The following is a 21,089-nucleotide window of genomic DNA, read 5'->3' as shown; positions in this document are numbered from 1 at the left end:
CCGCCGGCGGTCAGTGGGCCGGCGTCGCGGCCTCAGGGCGGGCGGCTCGGCGCTCGTCGGGTCGCGACGCGAAATACTCCACGATGATCGCCGCGATCTGCAGAAATTTCAGCCGCGTCGCCGGCGCCAGCTCGTGGCGCACGTCGATGACGCCGCCTGGCCTCAGATGTGGATCGAAGGGCACCTCGACCACCCGCTGCCCGTGCTCGACAAACTCGCGGGCAAGCACCGAGCGGGTGCGTTTGTCAGAATGGCCATCGGAATCGTTGAGCACCACGATGCTGCGTCGCAGCAGATCCGTCAGCCTGCGGTCCGATAGCCATTCCATGGTCTTGGCCGCAGCGGAGGCCCCGTCCGCCCACGGCGAGGACACCACTATCAGCGCATCGAGGTCGCGCAGCACTTCCTGGGTCAATGGGGCGTCCATCGTCGAACCGCAGTCGATCACCGAGATCGCGAAGTGGCGGTCCAGCCGCAGCGCGGCCTCCCGGTAGATCGCAGGGTCGAGCACCCGGCGCGCGCCGGCCATGGGTTCGCCGGGTAGCACGTGCAGGCCCACGGAGTTACGGCCCAGCCGAGCGACTATGTCGGCGAACGACGGCAGGTCTTTGGCTGCGGTCAGATCCCAGAACGACCCATGCGCGGCCGGATCGATCCTGCTGCTCAACCGGCCGAAGGCGGTATCGGCATCGATCGCCACCACGCGGTCCTGCTGGCGCAGTTCGGCGAAAATGGATCCGATGCTGGCGGCGACCGAGGTCTTGCCGACGCCGCCCTTGCCCAGGACCCCGACCTTGTGGCTACCGCGCAGGGCGGTTCGTATGGCGGCTTCGAAATCGGCTGCCTCGCGTTGCGCGGCGGACGGACCGGGATTGATCAGGCCGAAGGACACCACCCGAACAAGGCGTCGCCAGCCGTGGTCGGCGGGTCCACCCCCGGAACCCGTTGCGGGTATTACGGCGCGCTCGGCCCGAACAGTTGGTGGGACCGGGACATCGGATGGTGCGGATTGCGGCGGTTTCCGCGTCGGATCCGGCGGTGCGAACGAGCGCATCGGCGGGTGCGGCATCGCTGATTGCGGTGTGTCCGGTCGTGGCTGCGCCGCTCCCGCAGGGCGCGGGGGTTGGGCTGAAGCCGGTGGAGGCGGGCCATATGCGAACGCCGGCGGATGCGGTGGCGCCGGGGCTGATGTCGGCGGGCGCGGCGGGGCGAGTGGATGCGGCCCGGACATGCGAGGAGCAGCCGGCGGATGCGGTGGCGGCGGCGGTGTCTGGGATGTCGGCGGGCGCGGCGGGGCGAGTGGATGCGGCCCGGACATGCGAGGAGCAGCCGGCGGATGCGGTGGCGGCGGCGGTGTCTGGGATGTCGGCGGGCGCGGCGGGGCGAGTGGATGCGGCCCGGACACGCGAGCAGGAGCTTCCGGAGCCCTCGAGGGCGCTAAATGCGGAACTCCGGACTGCGGACCGGTCTGGCTGCTGCCGGGGCCGGCGGGCCGAGCCGGCGGCATCCGGTCCCGAAGGAATTCGTCGCGCTCGTTCATAAGCTCCTCAGTCGAGTCGGATCACCAACGCCGGACACCGACCAGTATCCGTCCCAGTATCGAGCACCGGTCCGGCCGCCTCATCTGTCGGACCAGGCTCGTTCTCGGCCTGCCTGTTCCTGCCGGTTTTAGACTCCTATTAGTATTGTGCAAACTCGACGGTGAGTCGCGCGGGCACTGCCGCGGCGCTTTCCTGGGACCGTCGAAGCCGGACCCGGCAATTTCCGCAACATGGCTGCCATGCTTTATCGCCGAGCGTGTTACCGGTGTGACGGTTGTGTGCGATCGGCTGACAGTGGTGGCAGCGGGTGCTGACGGGCCGCGCCAGCAAATTAGTCTAAGCGGTTACTGTGGCCGCCGGCAGCACTTCGGGGAGCGGGCGAGACCACGGTTTCGCGGTCCCGAAACGGCAGGTGAGGATGCCGTCGGAGGCCGGTTCCGCGGCACCTACGGCACGGCCGCCGGGCGGGTTACCATTGAGGAAGTTGGCATGTCAGGCGGGTATTGTCATATCGTTTTACGACTTGTCGAGATCGGTACCGGGGCACCGTTCAGCGCTGCACGGACGAATCCCCGGCCTGATCATTCCGCTGGACGGACAGCCTATCGACAAGACCGGAGGGGTCAACGCCCGCAACGTCACGGCATGGCGCCGTCGGAGCTGCTGGTAAGGCCGCGCAGGAAAAGTCTGCTGAAGGGTTAGGTGGGTATGGCGCCCAAGCGCGTCGGGCTATACAACCCCGCATTCGAACACGATGCGTGCGGGGTAGCCATGGTCGTCGACATGCACGGCCGGCGTAGCCGCGACATTGTGGACAAGGCGATCACGGCGCTGCTCAACCTCGAACATCGCGGTGCGGCCGGCGCCGAGCCGCGCAGCGGCGACGGCGCGGGCATCCTCATTCAGGTCCCGGATGCGTTCCTGCGAGAAGTCGTCGACTTCGAGTTGCCAGCTCCGGGTAGTTACGCCACCGGTATCGCCTTCTTGCCGCAGTCGTCCAAGGATGCGTCAGCTGCCTGCGCAGCGGTGGAGAAGATCGCCGAGGCCGAGGGGTTGCGCGTACTGGGCTGGCGGAACGTGCCCACCGACGACTCGTCCCTGGGTGCTCTGTCCCGCGACGCGATGCCCACCTTCCGTCAGGTTTTCATGGCGGGCGCCTCCGGCATGACGCTGGAGCGCCGCGCCTACGTGATTCGCAAGCGTGCCGAGCATGAACTCGGCACCAAGGGCCCCGGCCAGGACGGCCCCGGCCGGGAGACTGTCTACTTTCCCAGCCTTTCCGGCCAGACGTTCGTCTACAAGGGCATGCTGACCACTCCGCAGCTCAAGGCGTTCTACCTCGATCTGCAGGACGACCGGCTGACCAGCGCCCTGGGTATCGTGCACTCGCGGTTCTCCACCAACACCTTCCCGTCCTGGCCGCTGGCGCACCCGTTCCGGCGCATCGCCCACAACGGCGAGATCAACACCGTCACCGGCAACGAGAACTGGATGCGCGCCCGCGAGGCGTTGATCAAGACCGACGTGTTCGGCTCGGAAGCCGATGTCGAGAAGCTGTTCCCGATCTGCACCCCCGGGGCCTCCGACACCGCGCGCTTCGACGAGGTGCTCGAGCTGCTGCACCTGGGCGGGCGCAGCCTGGCGCACGCCGTGCTGATGATGATTCCCGAGGCTTGGGAACGCCATGAGTCGATGGACGCCGCGCGACGGGCCTTCTATCAGTACCACGCCTCGCTGATGGAGCCCTGGGACGGCCCGGCGTCGATGACGTTTACCGACGGCACCGTCGTGGGTGCGGTGCTGGATCGCAACGGCCTGCGGCCGTCGCGAATCTGGGTGACCGACGACGGCCTGGTGGTGATGGCCTCCGAGGCCGGCGTGCTGGATCTCGACCCGTCGACGGTGGTCCGCCGGATGCGGCTGCAGCCGGGCCGGATGTTCCTGGTCGACACCACGCAGGGCCGCATCGTCTCCGACGAGGAGATCAAGACCGAGTTGGCCGCAGAGCACCCCTATCAGGAATGGCTGGACCGCAACGTGGTTCCGCTGGACGCGCTGCCGGCGGGCAAATACGTGCGGATGCCCCACGACCGGCTGGTCGTGCGGCAGCTGACCTTCGGCTACACCTACGAGGAACTGAACCTGCTGGTGGCGCCCATGGTCCGGACCGGCGCGGAGCCGATCGGTTCAATGGGCACCGATACGCCGATCGCCGTGCTGTCCCGGCGTCCCCGGATGCTGTACGACTACTTCCACCAGTTGTTCGCCCAGGTGACCAACCCACCGCTGGACGCCATCCGTGAGGAGGTGGTGACCAGCCTGCAGGGCACCACCGGCGGCGAGCGCGACCTGCTGAACCCGGACGAGAACTCCTGTCACCAGATCGTGCTGCCCCAGCCGATCCTGCGTAACTATGAGCTGGCCAAGCTGATCAACCTCGACCCGGACACCGAGGTCAACGGACGTCCGCACGGCATGCGCTCCAAGGTCATTCGGTGTCTGTACCTGGTGGCGGAGGGTGGTGCCGGGCTGGCGGCCGCACTGGCCGAGGTGCGTGCTCAGGCGTCGGCGGCGATCGCCGACGGTGCACGGCTCATCATCTTGTCCGATCGCAACTCCGACGAGAAGCTGGCGCCGATACCGTCGCTGCTCGCCGTCGCCGGGGTGCACCACCACCTGGTGCGCGAGCGGACCCGCACCCATGTGGGCCTGGTGGTGGAATCCGGTGACGCGCGCGAGGTTCACCACATGGCGATGCTGGTGGGCTGCGGGGCCGCCGCGGTCAACCCCTACCTGGCCTTCGAGTCGATCGAAGACATGCTCGACCGGGGCGCCCTGGAAGGCCTCGGGGACGGTATCGACCGCAAGAAGGCGCTCAACAACTACATCAAGGCCGCGGGCAAGGGCGTGCTGAAAGTGATGTCCAAGATGGGCATTTCGACGCTGGCGTCCTATACCGGCGCGCAATTGTTCCAGGCTGTCGGCATTTCCGAGGACGTTCTCGACGAGTACTTCACCGGGCTGACCTGCCCTACCGGCGGCATCACCTTGGACGACATCGCCGCAGACGTTGCCACTCGTCACTCGCTGGCCTACCTGGACCGGCCGGACGAACGGGCGCACCGCGAACTCGAAGTCGGCGGGGAGTACCAGTGGCGCCGGGAAGGCGAATACCACCTGTTCAACCCGGAGACCGTGTTCAAGCTGCAACACTCCACCCGCACCGGGCAGTACAAGATTTTCAAGGAGTACACCCGCCTGGTCGACGATCAGAGCGAGCGGATGGCCTCACTGCGCGGCCTGCTCAAGTTTCGCGCGGGCGTGCGGCCCCCGGTGCCGCTGGAGGAGGTCGAGCCCGCCAGCGAAATCGTCAAGCGCTTCGCGACGGGGGCGATGAGCTACGGCTCGATCTCCGCCGAGGCGCACGAGACCCTCGCCATTGCGATGAACCGGCTCGGCGGCCGGTCCAACAGTGGCGAAGGCGGCGAGGACGTCCGGCGTTTCGAACGCGATCCCAATGGGGACTGGCGTCGCAGTGCGGTCAAGCAGGTGGCCTCGGCCCGCTTCGGCGTCACCTCGCACTACCTGACCAACTGCACCGACATCCAGATCAAAATGGCTCAGGGCGCCAAACCCGGTGAGGGAGGCCAACTTCCGGGTCACAAGGTGTATCCCTGGGTGGCCGAGGTCCGGCATTCCACGCCGGGGGTAGGCCTGATCTCACCGCCGCCGCACCACGACATCTACTCCATCGAGGATCTGGCGCAGCTGATCTATGACCTGAAGAACGCCAACCCGTCCGCGCGGGTGCACGTCAAGCTGGTCTCCGAAAACGGCGTCGGCACGGTGGCCGCGGGTGTTTCCAAGGCGCACGCCGACGTGGTCCTGATCTCGGGGCACGATGGCGGTACCGGGGCGACCCCGCTGACGTCGATGAAGCATGCCGGCGCGCCGTGGGAATTGGGTCTGGCCGAGACGCAGCAGACATTGCTGCTCAACGGGTTACGCGACCGGATCGTGGTACAGGTGGACGGCCAGCTCAAGACCGGCCGCGACGTGATGATCGCGGCGCTGCTCGGCGCCGAGGAATTCGGATTTTCCACCGCGCCGTTGGTGGTGGCCGGCTGCATCATGATGCGGGTGTGCCATCTGGACACCTGCCCTGTCGGCGTGGCCACCCAGAACCCGGTGCTGCGGGAACGGTTTACCGGCAAGGCCGAATTCGTGGAGAACTTCTTCATGTTCATCGCCGAAGAAGTGCGGGAATACATGGCGCAGTTGGGCTTCCGCACCTTCAACGAGGCCGTCGGCCAGGTCGGATCGCTGGATACCACCCTGGCGCGGGCCCATTGGAAGGCGCACCGCCTGGATCTGACGCCGGTACTGCATGAGCCCGAGTCGGCGTTCATGAACCAGGACCTGTACTGCAGTTCGCGCCAGGATCACGGCTTGGACAAGGCGCTCGATCAGCAGCTGATCGTGATGAGCCGCGAGGCGCTGGATTCCGGTTCGCCCGTTCGCTTTTCGACCACCATCAGCAACGTCAATCGCACGGTGGGCACCATGCTGGGCCACGAGGTGACGAAAGCCTATGGTGGCCAGGGCTTGCCGGACGGCACCATCGACATCACATTCGAGGGGTCGGCCGGTAACAGCTTCGGTGCGTTTGTGCCCCAGGGGATCACATTGCGCATCTACGGCGACGCCAATGATTACGTGGGCAAGGGGCTGTCCGGTGGCCGGATCGTGGTGCGGCCGTCGGACAACGCGCCACCGGACTATGTCGCCGAGGACAACATCATCGGGGGCAATGTAATCCTGTTCGGCGCCACGAGCGGAGAGGTCTTCCTGCGTGGCGTGGTCGGTGAACGGTTCGCGGTCCGCAATTCCGGTGCGCATGCCGTGGTCGAGGGTGTGGGCGATCACGGGTGCGAGTACATGACCGGTGGCCGGGTCGTGATCCTGGGTCGTACCGGCCGTAACTTCGCCGCGGGTATGTCAGGCGGGATCGCTTATGTCTACGACCCGCACGGCGAACTACCCGACAACCTCAACACCGAGATGGTCGACGTCGAGACAGTCGACACCGATGATGCGGACTTCCTGCAGGGCATCATCGCGGCGCACGTCGACGCCACCGATTCCCCGGTCGGCCAGCGCATTCTGGCCGACTGGCATGGGCAGCAGCGGCATTTCGTCAAGGTGATGCCCCGCGACTACAAGCGGGTGCTGCAAGCCATCACCGAGGCCGAGCGCGACGGAGTGGATGTGGACAAGGCGATCATGGCGGCTGCGCATGGCTGATCCGACCGGCTTTCTCAAATACACACACCGGAAATTGCCGAAGCGACGTCCTGTCCCGCTGCGCCTGCGCGACTGGAAAGAGGTCTACGAGGAATTCGACAACGAGACGTTGCGGCAACAGGCGACTCGTTGCATGGACTGCGGTATTCCGTTCTGCCACAACGGCTGTCCTTTGGGCAACTTGATCCCGGAATGGAATGACCTGGTGCGCCGGGGTCGTTGGCGCGACGCGATCGAACGGCTGCACGCCACCAACAACTTCCCCGACTTCACCGGCCGGCTGTGTCCGGCGCCGTGCGAGCCGGCGTGTGTGCTCGGCATCAACCAGGATCCGGTGACCATCAAGCAGATCGAGCTGGAGATCATCGACAATGCCTTCGACGAAGGCTACGTGGAGCCGTTGCCGCCGCAAACGCTGACCGGCAAGAACGTTGCCGTCGTCGGTTCGGGCCCGGCCGGTCTGGCCGCCGCTCAGCAGCTGACCCGCGCCGGTCACAGCGTGACCGTCTTCGAACGTGATGACCGTATCGGCGGCCTGCTGCGCTACGGCATCCCCGAGTTCAAGATGGAAAAGCGGGTCCTGGATCGGCGGCTGGCGCAGATGCGGGCCGAGGGCACCGAGTTCCGTGCCGGCGTCAACGTCGGGGTCGACATCACCGCCGAGCAGCTGCGCGCTGATTTCGATGCGGTAGTGCTGGCCGGTGGCGCCACCGCTTGGCGTGAGCTCCCCATTCCTGGTCGCGATTTCGACGGCATCCACCAGGCGATGGAATACCTACCCTGGGCCAACCGCGTCCAGGAAGGCGATGACGTGCTGGGGTCCGACGGGCAGCCGCCGATTACCGCCAAGGGCAAGAAGGTCGTCATCATCGGCGGCGGCGACACCGGGGCCGACTGTCTGGGCACCGCGCACCGCCAGGGTGCGCTCAACATCCACCAGTTCGAGATCATGCCGCGTCCGCCGGACAGTCGCGCGCCGTCGACTCCCTGGCCGACGTACCCGCTGATGTATCGGGTCTCCGCCGCGCACGAAGAAGGTGGCGAGCGGGTGTTTTCGGTAAACACCGAGGAATTCGTCGGTGAAGACGGCCACGTGACCGCGCTCAAGGCGCACGAGGTGGCCATGCAGGACGGCAAGTTCGTCAAGGTCGAAGGTTCGGACTTCGAACTCGAGGCGGATCTGGTTTTGCTGGCGATGGGATTTGTCGGCCCGGAGAAGCCCGGTCTGCTCGACGATCTCGGGGTCGAATTCACCGACCGCGGAAACGTGGCGCGCGGCGACGACTACGAAACCTCGGTGCCGGGCGTGTTCGTGGCCGGCGACATGGGCCGGGGCCAGTCGTTGATCGTGTGGGCGATCGCCGAAGGCCGGGCCGCGGCCGCGGGTGTAGACCGCTATCTGATGGGCTCCACCGCGCTGCCGGCCCCGATCAAGCCGACTGCCGCGCCGCTTCAATAACCACACCAGTAACATCAGAAACACGCCGGTGATTGCTCGGCGCGTCGCCCGCTGTTTGCCAGACGTCGGGTGTCTAATGAGGTTCTGTGGGCTCCGTCACAGCGATGCGTTGTGGAGTTCCGCCCGAGTTGTCCGATCGCAGGGAGTGTCGCTGTGCGTAGCAACCCAGTACCCCGGTCACGGGTGGGGCGAATCGCCTGGTCGTGGTTCCGTCATCCGCTAAAGAGTCACGAGTTTCCCGCCAGGAACGAGCGCCTAGTCACCGCTGAAGAGCTGTTGCGCTTTGCGATGTGATCGGCAGCTGGTTGCGCCCACTCGGGCGCAAAGAGTTTGCTCAACGATATCGAGTTGTTATCTGGGCCCAGATGCCGAAAGCAGCCCCGATTCCCGGATCGCCTCCGCGAGCGGCTGGAGAACCGCGGGGTCGTGCGGTGGCGAGATATACACGATCCCCAGGTCCAGTCCTTCGGCCGCCAGTGCGGCCGCATTGTCGATGACCTGCTCGTAGTTTCGTTCCGGGTCCAAGCGCAGGTGGGCCGACAGCGTGATCTCCTTCGGATCGCGACCAATGTCGGCGCAATGTGCGGCCAGCACGTCACGTTTGCGGGCGAACTCCTCGGCCGGACCGCCGACGAAGTTCCAGTGCTGGGCATAGCGGGCGGTGATCCGCAGCGTCCGCCTTTCCCCGCTGCCGCCGATGCAGATCGATGGGTGCGGCCGCTGCGGGCCCTTGGGTTCGTTGCGGGCGTCCTTGAGCTGGTAGTACTTGCCGTCGAAATTGGTGGTCTCCTGGCTGAGCAGGCCGACCAGCACCGCGCACGCCTCCTCGAATCTGTCGAAGCGTTCCTTGATGCTGCCCAGCTCGATACCGTAGGCGCCCGACTCTTCCTCGTTCCAGCCGGCGCCGATGCCCAATTCAAGTCGTCCGTCGGAGATGATGTCGAGGGCGGCGGCCATATTGGCCAGCACCGCCGGGTGCCGGTAATGGATGCCGGTGACCAGGGTGCCCAGCCGCAGCCTCCGGGTGGCCTGTGCGAGTGCGGTCAGAGTCGTCCAGCCTTCCAAGCATGGGCCGCTCGGGTCGGAAAAGATCGGGTAAAAGTGATCGAAGGTCCATCCGGATTCGTAGACGTCGATGTCGTCGGCTTCCTGCCAGACCGCCAGCATCTGGGCCCACGTGGTGTTTTGCGGTGAGGTCTTGAATGCGAATCGCATGAAGCCGACGGTAGTCCAGCGTCCAACAAGCGCAATTAGACTCGGGTGAACGATGAGCTACGCACTCGGAATCGACACCAAACTCACCCTGCTGGCGGCCGGATTGATCTTCCTGCTGGCGCTTGTCCTCGGGGTGTGGAAGTACCGCCAGATCATGGTGAGCCAGCAGCGCCGGGCACACGTCTATGTTGATATCGCGCATCGCGCGGCGCTGCTGTACGCATTTGCGACGCTGTTGATCGCTGTCTTCGTCGAACTCAGCGCCTGGCCGGCGTGGGTCAACCTGACGGCCGCGATGGTGGTGGTGTTCTTTTTCGTCGCCGCGATCGGGACCTACATCTGGCACGGGGCCCGGCGTGACACCGAAAACCAATTCGATCCTCCGGCATCGGGAGCACGGCTGGGCATGACCTTGCTCATTCTCGGCGAAATAGGCGGATTCGCAGTGGTTTTCGCCGGCTTCATCGCAGGGCAGCTGACGTAAATGGATCCGGTAACCGCGCTGCGCCAGATCGCCTACTACAAGGACCGAAGCCGCCATGACCCGCGGCGCGTCATGGCCTACCGCAATGCCGCCGACATTATCGAGAAACTGGACGACGCTGCACTCGAGCGGCACGGCCAGGCAAACAGCTGGCAGTCGCTGTCGGGCATCGGGCCCAAGACCGCCAAGGTCATCGACCAGGCATGGTCCGGCCGTGAACCCGACCTCCTCGCTGAATTACGCACTGCTGCTGAGGATCTCGGTGGGGGCGAGGTGCGCGCCGCGCTGCGGGGCGATCTACACCTACATTCGAACTGGTCCGACGGCTCGGCGCCGATCGAGGAGATGATGGCCACCGCCGCGGAGCTGGGCCATGAATACTGCGCGCTGACCGACCATTCGCCGCGGCTGACGATTGCCAACGGCCTGTCTCCGGACCGGTTGCGCAAGCAACTCGACGTGATCGACGAACTGCGCGACAAGTTCGCCCCGATGCGCATCCTCACCGGAATCGAGGTCGACATCCTGGAAGACGGAAGTCTGGACCAGGAACCGGACCTGCTGGACCGGCTCGACATCGTGGTGGCCAGCGTGCACTCGAAGCTGGCGATGGATGCGGCCGCAATGACGCGGCGGATGATCCGCGCGGTGTGCAACGGTCACGTCGACGTGCTGGGCCACTGCACGGGCCGGCTGGTCTCCGGCAACCGCGGTATCCGGCCCGAATCGAAGTTCGACCCCGAGGCGGTGTTCACCGCCTGCCGCGACCACGGCACCGCGGTAGAGATCAATTCCCGCCCCGAGCGTCGGGACCCGCCAACGCGCCTGCTCAACCTCGCCTTGGAGATCGGTTGCGTGTTCAGCATCGACACCGACGCCCACGCGCCCGGGCAGCTGGATTTCCTTGGTTACGGTGCGCAACGTGCTCTCGATGCCGGTATTCCGGTCGACCGTGTCATCAACGCCTGGCCGGCCGAGCAGCTGCTGGAGTGGGTGTCAGTCCGGTAGCCGCGCCATCTCCACGCCCGGGTCGCGGCCCATCAACACCGCGCGGGTCAGCGCGGATTTGCCGAAGCGGCGCCGGATCTGGTCCACCGCCTGGTCGAGTACGTCCGGCGGCTCGCCGTCAAACGGCAGCATCAGTTGCTGGGCGCCGCAGCGGTCGATACCGGAGACCGCGAAGCCGACCAGGGTCAGTCCCCGCCGGGCGATGTCGGGCGCGGCAGCCGCGAGCAGCCGCCGGGCGGCCGCCAGGATAGGCTGCGTCGACGCGGTCGCCCACGGCAGCGTGTGTGACCGGGTAGCGCGGCTGAAGTCGTCGAATCGCAGGCGCAGCACCACGGTCCGGCCGGTGCGTCCGGCGGCGCGCATCCGGTCGGTGATCCGGTCGACCAGGGTGATCACCACCGCGTCGATCTCGGCGGGCGACATGCTGCTGCCGGCTCGCCCCAGCGCTCGTTGGGCGCCAACCGAGCGGCGCCGCACGCCGACGGTCACCCGGCGGCGGTCGATATTGCGCGACAATGCATATAGTTGTCGGCCCATCGCGCCGCCGACCATCGAGCCCAACGTGGACTCGCTGAGTTCGGCGACGTCGGCGACCGTATCAATGCCATGCGCGTGCAGCTTGTCTGCGGTCACCGCGCCCACGCCCCACAACCGGCGCACCGGCAGCGGATGCAGAAATGCGAGTTCCCGATCCGGCGGCACCAGGAGCAATCCGTCGGGTTTGGCCTGCTGGCTGGCGACCTTGGCGAGGAACTTCGTCCGTGCCACTCCGACGGTGATGGGCAGGCCGACCTGCTCGCGTACGTCGGCGCGCAGCCGCGTCGCGATCTCGACCGGGGTCCCGCAGAGCCGGCGCAGCCCGCCGACATCGAGGAAAGCCTCGTCCACCGAGAGCGGTTCCACCACCGGTGTGCAATGCCGAAACACCACGAAAACCGCCTCGCTGGCCCGGGTGTAGGCGCTCATCCGCGGCGGCACAACCACGGCGTGTGGACATAACCGTCGCGCCTGGGCCCCACCCATGGCCGTGCGCACGCCGTAGGCCTTGGCCTCGTAGCTGGCCGCCAGCACAACCCCGCCGCCGACGATCACCGGGCGGCCCCGCATTGCGGGGTCGTCGCGCTGCTCGACGGAGGCATAGAACGAATCCAGGTCCGCGTGCAGGATGCAAGCCTCACTCCGCACGAACATATGTTCGCATGCGGGTATGACAGCCGAAGGTGCTGCGGCCGGTACGCCGGCTGCGCAAGGTAACATCGGCAGGCGGGGACGGGGAGGCCCTCTAGCGGACAAGGTGATGGCCGCATGACCACGAGCACCCGGGTAAAGCCTCCAGGCCTGTCGCATTCCGCGCTGTTCTATCGCTCTGAGCCGGAGTACCTGGACGCGGTGGTGCCGTTTGTTCTCGACGGGCTGTGCAACGACGAGCCGGTGCTGGTCGCAGTCCCCGAACGCAAACGTGCTGTGCTACGCACCGCGTTGGGCAGCGCCTGCCAGAAGGTCACGTTGGCCGACTTGACCGATGGCGGTCGCAATCCCGGCCGGATTCTCACATGCTGGTGACGTTGTCGCAGGACACCAACACCAAATTGCGCGATGTCGCCGGTCAGTTGCTGGACCAGCTGTCCGGACCTGCCTCGGGTCGAACCCGCCGCGGCATCCACGACGCGATCGCAACCGTGCGGAACCGGTTACGCCACGATTGACAGTCGGGATTAACGACCCTCGCCGTAGATACTGCTGACCCAGATGTGCACCAGCGTGTCCAGCACGTGCGCCTCCGGGACACAGGGCTGTTCGGCGGCAAAGGAAGCGAACAGCGTCCGTTCGTTCATCAGATTGAGCGCGGTGGCCAGTTCCAGGGCGGGCAGGGTTACCGGCGCGGCGGCGCGGTCGCGCTCTGTCTCGATCACCTCGGCGGTGTAGGAGATCCACTTCTGCATGAACGTCGACCACAGGTGCCGCACCTCGGCGTTGGTTGCCCGAGCGGCCTGACCGGCCCGGGTGACCGCCTTGTGCGAACCGAATGTCTCGAAGAAAACGTTGATCCCGGTACGCCACATGGTGTCGCGGTCGGCGTCCGCGGCCTGGATCAGGTTTTCCAGCGCGGTGTCGGCCTCGGTGACCACCCGGTCCAGCAGCGTCAACAGCACCGCTTCCTTGGACGGGAAATAGAAGTAGAACGTCGGCCGCGAAATGCCTGCCCCCTTGGCCAGGTCGTCGACCGAGATGTCAGCCAGTGGACGATCTTCCAACAGCTTTTCAGCGGTAACCAGGATGGCCAGTTCACGATCGTCGCCGGATGGCCGAGCGGTGCGCCGGCCGCGATGCAGCGACGCCGGACCGGTCGGGGAAGTGGCCACGACCCGCAGCTTACCGTGTGTCGATAGTTTCGACACTACGTTGACGCATTCAACAGCGCGTTGATAGCGTGGTTCCATGACTGAGCATCTTGACGTCGTCATCGTGGGGGCGGGTATTTCCGGCGTGAGCGCGGCCTGGCATCTGCAGGACCGCTGCCCCACCAAGAGCTACGCCATCCTGGAAAAGCGGTCCGCCATGGGCGGCACCTGGGACCTGTTTCGCTATCCCGGCATTCGCTCCGACTCCGATATGCACACCCTGGGCTTCAGGTTCCGCCCCTGGACCGAGCGTCAGGCCATTGCCGACGGCGAGCCGATTCTCGAGTACGTCAAGGGCACCGCGGCCATGTACGGCATCGACAAGCACATCCGGTTCGACCAGAAAGTCGTCAGCGCCGACTGGTCGACGGCCGAAAACCGCTGGACCGTCAATATCGAGACCAATGGCACCCGCAGCCAGCTCACCTGCTCATTCCTGTTTCTGTGCAGCGGCTACTACAACTACGAACAGGGCTATTCGCCGAAGTTCCCCGGCGCGGCGGACTTCACCGGCGCCATCATCCATCCGCAGCACTGGCCCGAGGACCTCGACTACGAGGGCAAGAACATCGTCGTGATCGGAAGTGGCGCCACGGCCGTCACTCTCGTTCCGGCACTTGCGGATTCGGGTGCCAACCACGTCACGATGCTGCAGCGTTCGCCGACCTACATCGTCTCCCAGCCGGACAGTGACAGCATCGCCGACAGACTCAACCGCTTTCTGCCGGAAAAGCTTGCCTACTCCGCGGTTCGGTGGAAGAACGTGCTACGTCAGGCGGCGGTGTACGGGGCCTGCCAGAAGTGGCCGCGGCGGATGCGGAAGATGTTCATGGGCCTGGCCGCGCGCCAGCTTCCCGAAGGTTATGACGTGCGCAAGCACTTTGGCCCGCACTACAATCCGTGGGACCAGCGGTTGTGCCTGGTGCCCAACGGCGACCTGTTCCGTGCCATTCGCCACGGGCAGGTCGAGGTGGTTACCGACACCATCGATCGGTTTACCCCATCCGGAATCCGGCTGAATTCCGGACGTGAACTTCCGGCCGACATCATCGTCACCGCAACGGGTTTGAACCTACAACTCTTCGGCGGGGCGACCGCCTCCGTCGACGGAGAACCGGTGGATCTCACCAAGACGATGGCCTACAAGGGCATGATGCTGTCCGGGATACCCAACATGGCGTATACGGTCGGCTACACCAATGCCTCGTGGACACTGAAGGCCGACCTGGTGTCGGAGTTCGTCTGCCGCGTGCTGAACTACATGGACGCTAATGGATTTGACACTGTGATGGCCGAGCATCCGGGTCCGGATGTCGAGGAACGGCCGTTCATGGAGTTCACTCCCGGTTACGTGCTGCGCTCGATCGACGAACTGCCGAAGCAGGGTTCGCGAAAGCCGTGGCGGCTCAATCAGAACTATCTGCGCGACATCCATCTGATCAGGCGCGGCAAGATCGACGACGAAGGGCTGCGCTTCTCCAAAAAGCATGCCCCCGTGCGGGTTTAGGTTTTCACAGGGAGACGACGACAATGCCGTCGTCGTCGCTGTAGACGACTTCGCCCGGCGCGAATGTCACGCCACCCAAAGTGACGTCGACGTCGCGGTCTCCGGCGCCCGTCTTGGCACTCTTACGGGGATTGGTGCCCAGCGCTTTGATGCCGATGTCGATGCCGCGCAGTACGACGGAATCGCGCACCGCGCCGTGAACCACCAGGCCCGCCCAGCCGTTGGACCGGGCCAATTCGGCGATGACATCGCCGACAAGTGCGGTGTGTAACGAGCCGGCGCCGTCGATCACCAGCACGCCGCCAGCTCCCGGCTGGGAGAGCACGGATTTCAGCAGGGCGTTGTCCTGAAAGCAGCGCACCGTGCTGATCGGCCCGGCGAACTCCGTGCGCCCGCCGAACTGACGGAATTGGAGGTCGCAGCTGCGCACCTCGGGTCCGATGTCGTCGACCAGATCGGCCGTCGGCCGAAACGACACGTGGCGCATCGGCCTAGTGGCGGCGCAGCTGTCGCACCAGCAACATCGCCAGCAGGCTTAGCACGACGGCCACCAACAGCGGGACGGTGAAGCTGTTCGACGACTGTTCCAGGTCTCGGGAAAGTGGGTCATTGGCCCGGTCGACAGTTGACTTCGCTTGTGCTGCGGTATCTTTGGCCGCGGCGGCAAGTTCACCATTGGTTTTCGCCCGTTGCTGGACCCCGGGTGGCGCGGCGGCCATCGCGGCGGGCGCGGGTTCCGGGTTGTCGGCGGGCGTTTTCTTGGCGGGGGCTTTCTTGGCGGGCGCCTTTTTGGCCGGCGTTTTCTTGGCGGGGGCTTTCTTGGCGGGGGCTTTCGCGGCCTTCTTGGCGGGCTGCTTCTTGGCCGGTGGTCTCGGTGTGCCGTCGGGTTCGCCGTCGGGTCGATCCTGCGGGTCTGCCATCCGGCCGCTCCTTTGCAACTTCTCTGTTTGCTTTGGGTCGCTCACTGAGTCGCGAGGCACTCGGGTCCCATCATGCCAGGACCCGGTATGCCGCCATCTCGCCTACCTGGGCGCGCCGGCCGGCTACGGCCGGCGCCGCATCGCCCACAGCGCCCCGGCAGCGACTGCGGCTATCGTGCCGACGGCGAAGGGCCAGGTAGGAACGTCGGCGTCGGTGGTGGACTCGGCTACCGTCACCGGGTAGCTGTCCCGAAGGCGTGGCCGCCCGGTCACGGCCGGGCCGGTCATCTGCGGCTCAGCGGTAGGCCACCCGGTGCCTGGATGCTGGATACCGGTCAGGCTCACCCGGGTCGGACCCGCGGATGCGCGGACGGGGTCACCGCAGGCGCCAGCCACCGTCAGGGGCGCGGCGATCGTCAGGGTGACCAGCAGCAGGGCGTACCACGCGACACCGAGCAGATGCTTCATGATCGCCGGCGCATTTCAGGTCAGCCCCAGCCGGGCCATCAGGTCGGCCTCGATGCCGTCGAGCTGTGAGGAGATCGCGGTGTGGGCGGCTCGGCGCCGTTGCGCAGGCATGTTCTCCGCCGCCGTGATGGCCGCTGACAGCTCGGCGAGCCGTTCGCTGATGGCCGCGACGAATTGTTTGGTCTCCGCGTCCTTCGGCTTCTTTTCCTGGACCATCCGCAGCGATTGCTCCGACCCGGCGATCCTGGCCGACAGCCGGGCGCCGTGCCCGGAGAACTGTCCAACCTGAGCCAGTGGAACCCCGAGTTGGTCGGCACGACGCTGATCGATCAGCCCGCGCGCGGCAATGGCCGCCCGGTATACCACCGGCGCCAATATCGGGGCCAACAGCCGCGACACCGTGAGCGCCCGGCGAATTCGGGTGGGCGACAGCAACTTACCCTCGCGCGCGGCTTTGAGCTGGGTCTCGGCGACCTTCAGTGCCGCACGATCGCTGTCTCGCTGCGCCTTGAGCTGCGCCTTGAGGGCCTTGTCCGCCGCCTTGCGCTCGTACTTGAGGCGACGGAGCGCGTTCTTCGCCGATAGCCTGGCCTCGAGCTTGGCGCGTGCCCTGATCGCGCGGGCTTCGGCGCGACGAATCGCACGGCTCTTTCGCTTGCGGAACAGGCCCATTCCCGGCCGCCTCCCGGTTCTCGTGGACTATCGCGGTGCGTGCGCGATCGTTGGGCCAACCCTAATCCGCGTCGGGCATGGGCAACCCGTCAGGTCGGTGGCTGCCGGCTCTTACGCGTCGAGCCGTTCCGCGCGGCGCAGTTCGTCGATACGGTCCACGATCTGTTGCTGCGCCTGCGCCGACAACCCATGGGAGCGCTCCGCGATACGGCGCACGCCGTCGTCCCGCATCGCTGCCAGCCACTGCAATTCCTTGTCGATTTTCGCGTAGTAGTCGTCGTCGGTGAAGTAGGCCGCCCTGATGCGGAAGAAGTTGGCAAGGGCGGCCATGGTAGCCGACGACGGGTTGGTGCGGTTGCCCGAGCGTAGCTGGGACAGGTAGGGAGCCGACATCGTGATGCCCTCCGCCTTGAGCGCGGCGATCACCTCCGCGGAGGTGTGCGGCCCGCGTCCGGGTGGATACACCGTGTCGAACAGACGGTTCAGGCGGGCAGCGAACGTCGTGCTCATCGATATGACCTCCACCGGGCTGCAAGATCGAACGGTTACCTATCTTTATTTGCTGATCATGGTAGCGACAGTTATGTCCACAACCAAGTGCAAACCTGAGCGGATTGAGTGGCGGCGTGCTGGAGGCGCGATCAGGATGCCCTCGACGAGCGTCCAACCGATTCGGTGAGGTGTCCACAGAATGAACGGATTTCACAGGCTATCCGCAGAATACATCGCGTGGGGGCGATCGGCGAGCCATCGGGCCGGGCGTCCGGGACCGGTGTACGCGCACCTCGACAGGTGAATGCATTCAATGTCGGGCAACCAAGGCCCAACGGCGCAGTGCTCGGCCACTCCTTTGCTGTCGAGGTCTACTGCGGGGCCGGGCGCAGACCGGCGGTGTCACCGCCGGTCCACCGGAGCTGCCCGCAAGCGGTGGTCGGCATCGCTGAACCGTACGGGGTCCGGTAGGTGCCGTTCAGCAGGGACTCAACCGGGCTGGGCGGACCTCGTGGTCACCGCGGAGGCCTTGCGGCGCCGCCGAAGAGTTTGCGCTGTAACCCCGGCCGCCGCGACGATCGTCACCGCCGTCACGCCGATGGCGACCGAGCGCCACCCGAGTGCGCCGTCGAACAGCATCCACAAGCCGAACAGCAGGAACAACAGGCTGGCCAGAACATGCAGCAGCTGCTCGGGCAGCCGCTGGTGCAGCAGTAGTCCCGCACCGATTGCCAGGCCGTCGGCCAAGATCATGCCCAGGGTGGAGCCAATCCACACACCGACCCAGTCGTGATCGCTGGCCAGGGTCACCGTCGCCAGCGTCGTCTTGTCGCTGAGCTCGGCCAGTACGAACGATGACACCACGGTGAGCAGCGCGAACCGCGGGTGGCGCGGGGTCGCGGGCTTGTCGTCACCGGCCGCGCCTTCCCGCCAGGCCCACACCGCGAAAAGCAGGAACGCGATCGCGCCGGCGAAAGCCATCGGCCGCGCGGGGAGCGTGGCGCCCAGGAAGTGGCCGATCGCCACCGAGACGCCGTGGACCGTGAAAGACGCGATCGCCACGCCGGCCATCACCACCCACCAGCGGAACCGCAGCGCATAGGTCATGGTCACCAGTTGGGATCTGTCGCCGAGTTCGGCGACGAAAACCACCCCGAGACTCAAAAGTGTGGCTGCGAGCATTTCGGACGACCTTTCGACACGTGGTCGATGACGCCGCGGTCATCGAACATCGGTCGAAGGTCTCGCCCACCGTCTGCTCGACGGTTCGCCGGCCGGGCTTTCACCAGTATGTCGACCCGACGATTCGGGGCTACTCCCCTTCGCTAACGAACCCCAGGTTAGCGGCAGGGTTCCGGGCGCGCCAGGGCGACGACGGAGTTCGGCCAGCCGCATTCGCGGATTCGCGCCCCGAAACCATGGTTTCGAATTGGCTTATGCGGCAAGCAGCATCGCCAGGATTGCGGTGTCGGGATGGCTGATCGGGTCGACACCGACGCGACTCACCATTGATGTTATGGTGCCGTCCGCTTCGGCTTCCACCCAGGCGGCCCGGTGCTCCAGACCCAGGTGCGGCAACCCGGGCAGCAGGACACAGCCCGATGCCGCGCCGGTGCATTCCGGCAGCGACGGCGTTGTTTCCGAGGGCGGATGCAGCATCAGCAATGCCGGGGGCTGATGATCGGCGAAATATCCGGGTCTGATGGCGGATTCGCCGAACACCGTGCCCTCGGCCAGCACCAGGCCGACGGTTCCGGGAGCGGGTTCGTCGGGCAATTCTTCGCGGGCACCGAATACGGTTGTCGTGGAAAGCAGTCCGGGCCACGACGCGACTCGGACGGCAACCATCAGCAGCTGCGCCCATTCTTTGGTCGAATCAGGCCAGCGTCCAGAGATGACAAACCCTTTCAGGGCACCACGAGAATGAAAGGGAGCAACCCCTATTGGTCTATCTGACCCAGCATTCATCCCGCCCTCCGAGATGCCTCCATCCGAAATAACCACGCTGGTAGCTCGAACAACCGTTGAGTTTCAATAATCAAGCATGCGCGGGGATTTGGCGCTGCGCAACCCGACACGGCTAACCCGTGCCACGTTCGCGGGATCATCGAGAAGTCGCGATATCGAAACCGGCCAAAGACCTGGGCGCCGCGCAATAGCGCGCGGCGCCCAGGCCCTGAATATGTCGGACTAGCCGAAGATCAGGCCCTGGGTTTTTGAGGTGGCCGCGTCGTAACGCGCCTGCACGTCGGCCCAGTTCACGACATTCCAGAACGCTTTGGCGAAGTCCACCTTGACATTTTTGTACTGGAGGTAGAAGGCGTGTTCCCACATGTCGAGCAGCAGTAACGGAATGATTCCGAGCGGAAAGTTCGTCTGGTGGTCGTAGACCTGGAATATCAGCAGCTTGTTGCCGAGAGTGTCCCAGCCCAGCGCCGCCCAGCCCGACCCCTGCACCGTGGTGGCGGCGGCGTGGAATTGGGCACGAAACTTGTCGAAGGACCCGAACGCCTCGTCGATGGCCGCGGCGAGTTCGCCGGTCGGCTTGTCGCCTCCGTTGGGGGAAAGGTTCTTCCACCAGATCGTGTGGTTGACGTGGCCGGCGAGGTTGAAAGCCAAATTCTTCTCGTTCAGCAAGATCGCCGAGTGGTCTTCCTTGGCGCGCGCCTCGTCGAGTTTGGCGACCGCATCGTTGGCGCCCTTGACGTAGGTGGCGTGGTGCTTACTGTGGTGAAGTTCGTTGATCTGACCCGAGATGTGTGGTTCCAGCGCCCCGTAGTCCCAATCCAGATCGGGCAAAGCGTATTCAGCCACGGCATTCCCTCCTTCAATCGTCTGACACGTCATTCGCGTGGGTTCCGCCACGCGGCGGGCTGACGTAGTCAACCCTGCTGCATGACCGCGCGCGCCGCAAGAACAGCCCCCATCATCGGGAACGGCTCGAACAGTTCCTTGAAATACCCAGGGCATACCCGGGCGGCGGGGACTTAGTACAGCACCAGGAAGACCAGAACCGCGAGCAGCGCGAGCGCGATCAGTCCGGAACGAAGGGCGGCGATGACATACGCGTGGTTCCAGGCGGGCGAGCCCGAACGCGAATTCGACGGTGGCGTCGACCCCGGACCGTAGGAGTGTGTCGCCATCAAACGCCTTCCACCTGCATGGTCATCCCGCCTCAGTGAGGTGAGTCACAATGAACATCGCGTCGCAGATCATAGCGCCTGGTACACGGGTTGAAAAATTCCGCGACGAACAATCCCGGCAGTGCCGCCGGGTGATGGCGAGACCGCTCCCGCGGGCGGTCGAAACCGCTGCCCGCCGCCCCCGTGGGTGAGTGGGGCCGGACAACCCTGACGGTTCGCCACCGCAGCGCCGGCAAGTCGCGTGACCCAGACGACGGCGCTTCGCCCGACATAGCTCCGCACTTCGCTCGCGACGGCGCCGGGCTGTCGATCGGCGCGTCCCGGCAGCGCCATGTTATCCACAGTTCGACGCGAACCGGGCCGATAGAGACGGCATCGAGATGGACCACTGGCTGTGGATAAAGCTGTGGAAACTGTGGATAGGTCGCGGCGGGGCCTTAGTAGCTGTCCAGGTCCTGTCCAGGTCCTGTCCAG

Annotated in this window: 19 protein-coding genes and 1 pseudogene; 7 read left to right on the top strand and 13 right to left on the bottom strand. The window is 65.7% G+C overall.

Annotated features, from left to right (window positions below; translation table 11 throughout):
• Positions 1-10 precede the first annotated feature (10 nt).
• Positions 11-1,231 (bottom strand): MinD/ParA family ATP-binding protein, encoded by a 1,221-nt coding sequence (locus tag EET10_RS28190; protein WP_423793611.1) that lies wholly within the window; start codon positions 1,229-1,231, stop codon positions 11-13.
• Between the two features lie 1,018 nt (positions 1,232-2,249).
• Between EET10_RS28190 and gltB the strand changes: the two genes are divergently transcribed.
• The gene (gene gltB / locus EET10_RS28180; RefSeq protein ID WP_122502698.1) at positions 2,250-6,845 is read left to right on the top strand and encodes a glutamate synthase large subunit; all 4,596 of its coding nucleotides are present in this window, start codon (positions 2,250-2,252) and stop codon (positions 6,843-6,845) included.
• Entirely contained in the window at positions 6,838-8,304 is a 1,467-nt protein-coding gene (locus EET10_RS28175; protein ID WP_063467254.1) for a glutamate synthase subunit beta, read from the top strand. The genes gltB and EET10_RS28175 overlap by 8 nt, the downstream gene beginning before the upstream one ends.
• Positions 8,305-8,655: 351 nt before the next feature.
• On the opposite strand, the gene EET10_RS28170 is transcribed toward EET10_RS28175, so the two are convergent.
• Positions 8,656-9,519 (bottom strand): LLM class F420-dependent oxidoreductase, encoded by an 864-nt coding sequence (locus EET10_RS28170; protein ID WP_036404573.1) that lies wholly within the window; start codon positions 9,517-9,519, stop codon positions 8,656-8,658.
• A gap of 52 nt (positions 9,520-9,571) precedes the next feature.
• On the opposite strand from EET10_RS28170, the gene EET10_RS28165 reads away from it, so the two are divergent.
• Together EET10_RS28165 and EET10_RS28160 are read left to right on the top strand one after the other, a co-directional pair.
• The gene (locus EET10_RS28165) at positions 9,572-10,003 is read left to right on the top strand and encodes a membrane protein (RefSeq protein ID WP_036404570.1); all 432 of its coding nucleotides are present in this window, start codon (positions 9,572-9,574) and stop codon (positions 10,001-10,003) included.
• Complete coding sequence (locus tag EET10_RS28160) at positions 10,004-11,011, top strand: PHP domain-containing protein (RefSeq protein ID WP_036404567.1); 1,008 nt, start codon at positions 10,004-10,006, stop codon at positions 11,009-11,011. It begins immediately after the preceding gene.
• On the opposite strand, the gene dinB is transcribed toward EET10_RS28160, so the two are convergent.
• Complete coding sequence (dinB, locus tag EET10_RS28155; RefSeq protein ID WP_122502697.1) at positions 11,000-12,202, bottom strand: DNA polymerase IV; 1,203 nt, start codon at positions 12,200-12,202, stop codon at positions 11,000-11,002. The two genes, EET10_RS28160 and dinB, sit on opposite strands and share 12 nt — an antisense overlap.
• Before the next feature lie 114 nt (positions 12,203-12,316).
• On the opposite strand from dinB, the gene EET10_RS28150 reads away from it, so the two are divergent.
• Together EET10_RS28150 and EET10_RS29905 are read left to right on the top strand one after the other, a co-directional pair.
• Entirely contained in the window at positions 12,317-12,574 is a 258-nt protein-coding gene (locus tag EET10_RS28150) for an MEDS domain-containing protein (RefSeq protein ID WP_036404563.1), read from the top strand.
• The gene (locus tag EET10_RS29905; RefSeq protein WP_168990940.1) at positions 12,565-12,717 is read left to right on the top strand and encodes a hypothetical protein; all 153 of its coding nucleotides are present in this window, start codon (positions 12,565-12,567) and stop codon (positions 12,715-12,717) included. The genes EET10_RS28150 and EET10_RS29905 overlap by 10 nt, the downstream gene beginning before the upstream one ends.
• A 9-nt stretch (positions 12,718-12,726) precedes the next feature.
• Here EET10_RS29905 and EET10_RS28145 read toward each other — a convergent pair whose 3' ends face one another.
• Positions 12,727-13,374 carry a TetR/AcrR family transcriptional regulator gene (locus EET10_RS28145; protein ID WP_051490594.1) on the bottom strand — a complete coding sequence of 216 codons (648 nt, stop codon included), beginning with the start codon at positions 13,372-13,374 and terminating at the stop codon, positions 12,727-12,729.
• 76 nt (positions 13,375-13,450) lie between these two features.
• Here EET10_RS28145 and EET10_RS28140 point away from each other — a divergent pair, with 76 nt between their 5' ends.
• Entirely contained in the window at positions 13,451-14,920 is a 1,470-nt protein-coding gene (locus EET10_RS28140; protein ID WP_036404561.1) for a flavin-containing monooxygenase, read from the top strand.
• A 4-nt stretch (positions 14,921-14,924) separates the two neighbouring features.
• On the opposite strand, the gene rraA is transcribed toward EET10_RS28140, so the two are convergent.
• The 9 genes and pseudogenes from rraA to EET10_RS29900 all read right to left on the bottom strand — a co-directional run bounded on the left by rraA (position 14,925) and on the right by EET10_RS29900 (position 20,615).
• A complete protein-coding gene (gene rraA, locus EET10_RS28135) occupies positions 14,925-15,407 on the bottom strand; it encodes a ribonuclease E activity regulator RraA (RefSeq protein ID WP_036404559.1) in 483 nt (160 codons plus the stop codon).
• 4 nt (positions 15,408-15,411) lie between these two features.
• The gene (locus EET10_RS31865; protein ID WP_122502696.1) at positions 15,412-15,840 is read right to left on the bottom strand and encodes an Rv3852 family protein; all 429 of its coding nucleotides are present in this window, start codon (positions 15,838-15,840) and stop codon (positions 15,412-15,414) included.
• A 123-nt stretch (positions 15,841-15,963) separates the two neighbouring features.
• On the bottom strand, positions 15,964-16,308 hold the full coding sequence (locus EET10_RS32550; protein WP_051490593.1) for a hypothetical protein: 345 nt from the start codon (positions 16,306-16,308) through the stop codon (positions 15,964-15,966).
• Positions 16,309-16,323: 15 nt separating this feature from the next.
• The gene (locus EET10_RS28120) at positions 16,324-16,980 is read right to left on the bottom strand and encodes a DUF6474 family protein (protein ID WP_036404553.1); all 657 of its coding nucleotides are present in this window, start codon (positions 16,978-16,980) and stop codon (positions 16,324-16,326) included.
• A 111-nt stretch (positions 16,981-17,091) separates the two neighbouring features.
• Positions 17,092-17,490 carry a hypothetical protein gene (locus EET10_RS28115; RefSeq protein ID WP_036404886.1) on the bottom strand — a complete coding sequence of 133 codons (399 nt, stop codon included), beginning with the start codon at positions 17,488-17,490 and terminating at the stop codon, positions 17,092-17,094.
• Positions 17,491-17,991: 501 nt separating this feature from the next.
• Positions 17,992-18,654: pseudogene (locus EET10_RS28110) on the bottom strand (TMEM165/GDT1 family protein); the annotation flags it as partial.
• A 252-nt stretch (positions 18,655-18,906) separates the two neighbouring features.
• Positions 18,907-19,440 carry a hypothetical protein gene (locus EET10_RS28105; RefSeq protein ID WP_023368897.1) on the bottom strand — a complete coding sequence of 178 codons (534 nt, stop codon included), beginning with the start codon at positions 19,438-19,440 and terminating at the stop codon, positions 18,907-18,909.
• 222 nt (positions 19,441-19,662) lie between these two features.
• Positions 19,663-20,286 carry a superoxide dismutase gene (locus EET10_RS28100; protein ID WP_036404547.1) on the bottom strand — a complete coding sequence of 208 codons (624 nt, stop codon included), beginning with the start codon at positions 20,284-20,286 and terminating at the stop codon, positions 19,663-19,665.
• A 173-nt stretch (positions 20,287-20,459) separates the two neighbouring features.
• Entirely contained in the window at positions 20,460-20,615 is a 156-nt protein-coding gene (locus tag EET10_RS29900; protein WP_167480239.1) for a hypothetical protein, read from the bottom strand.
• Between the last annotated feature and the right edge of the window lie 474 nt (positions 20,616-21,089).

This window comes from Mycobacterium pseudokansasii (genome assembly GCF_900566075.1).
Taxonomy (GTDB): domain Bacteria; phylum Actinomycetota; class Actinomycetes; order Mycobacteriales; family Mycobacteriaceae; genus Mycobacterium; species Mycobacterium pseudokansasii.
Note: the sequence above shows the minus strand (reverse complement) of the source record. Positions and strands in the feature narration are given on the sequence as shown.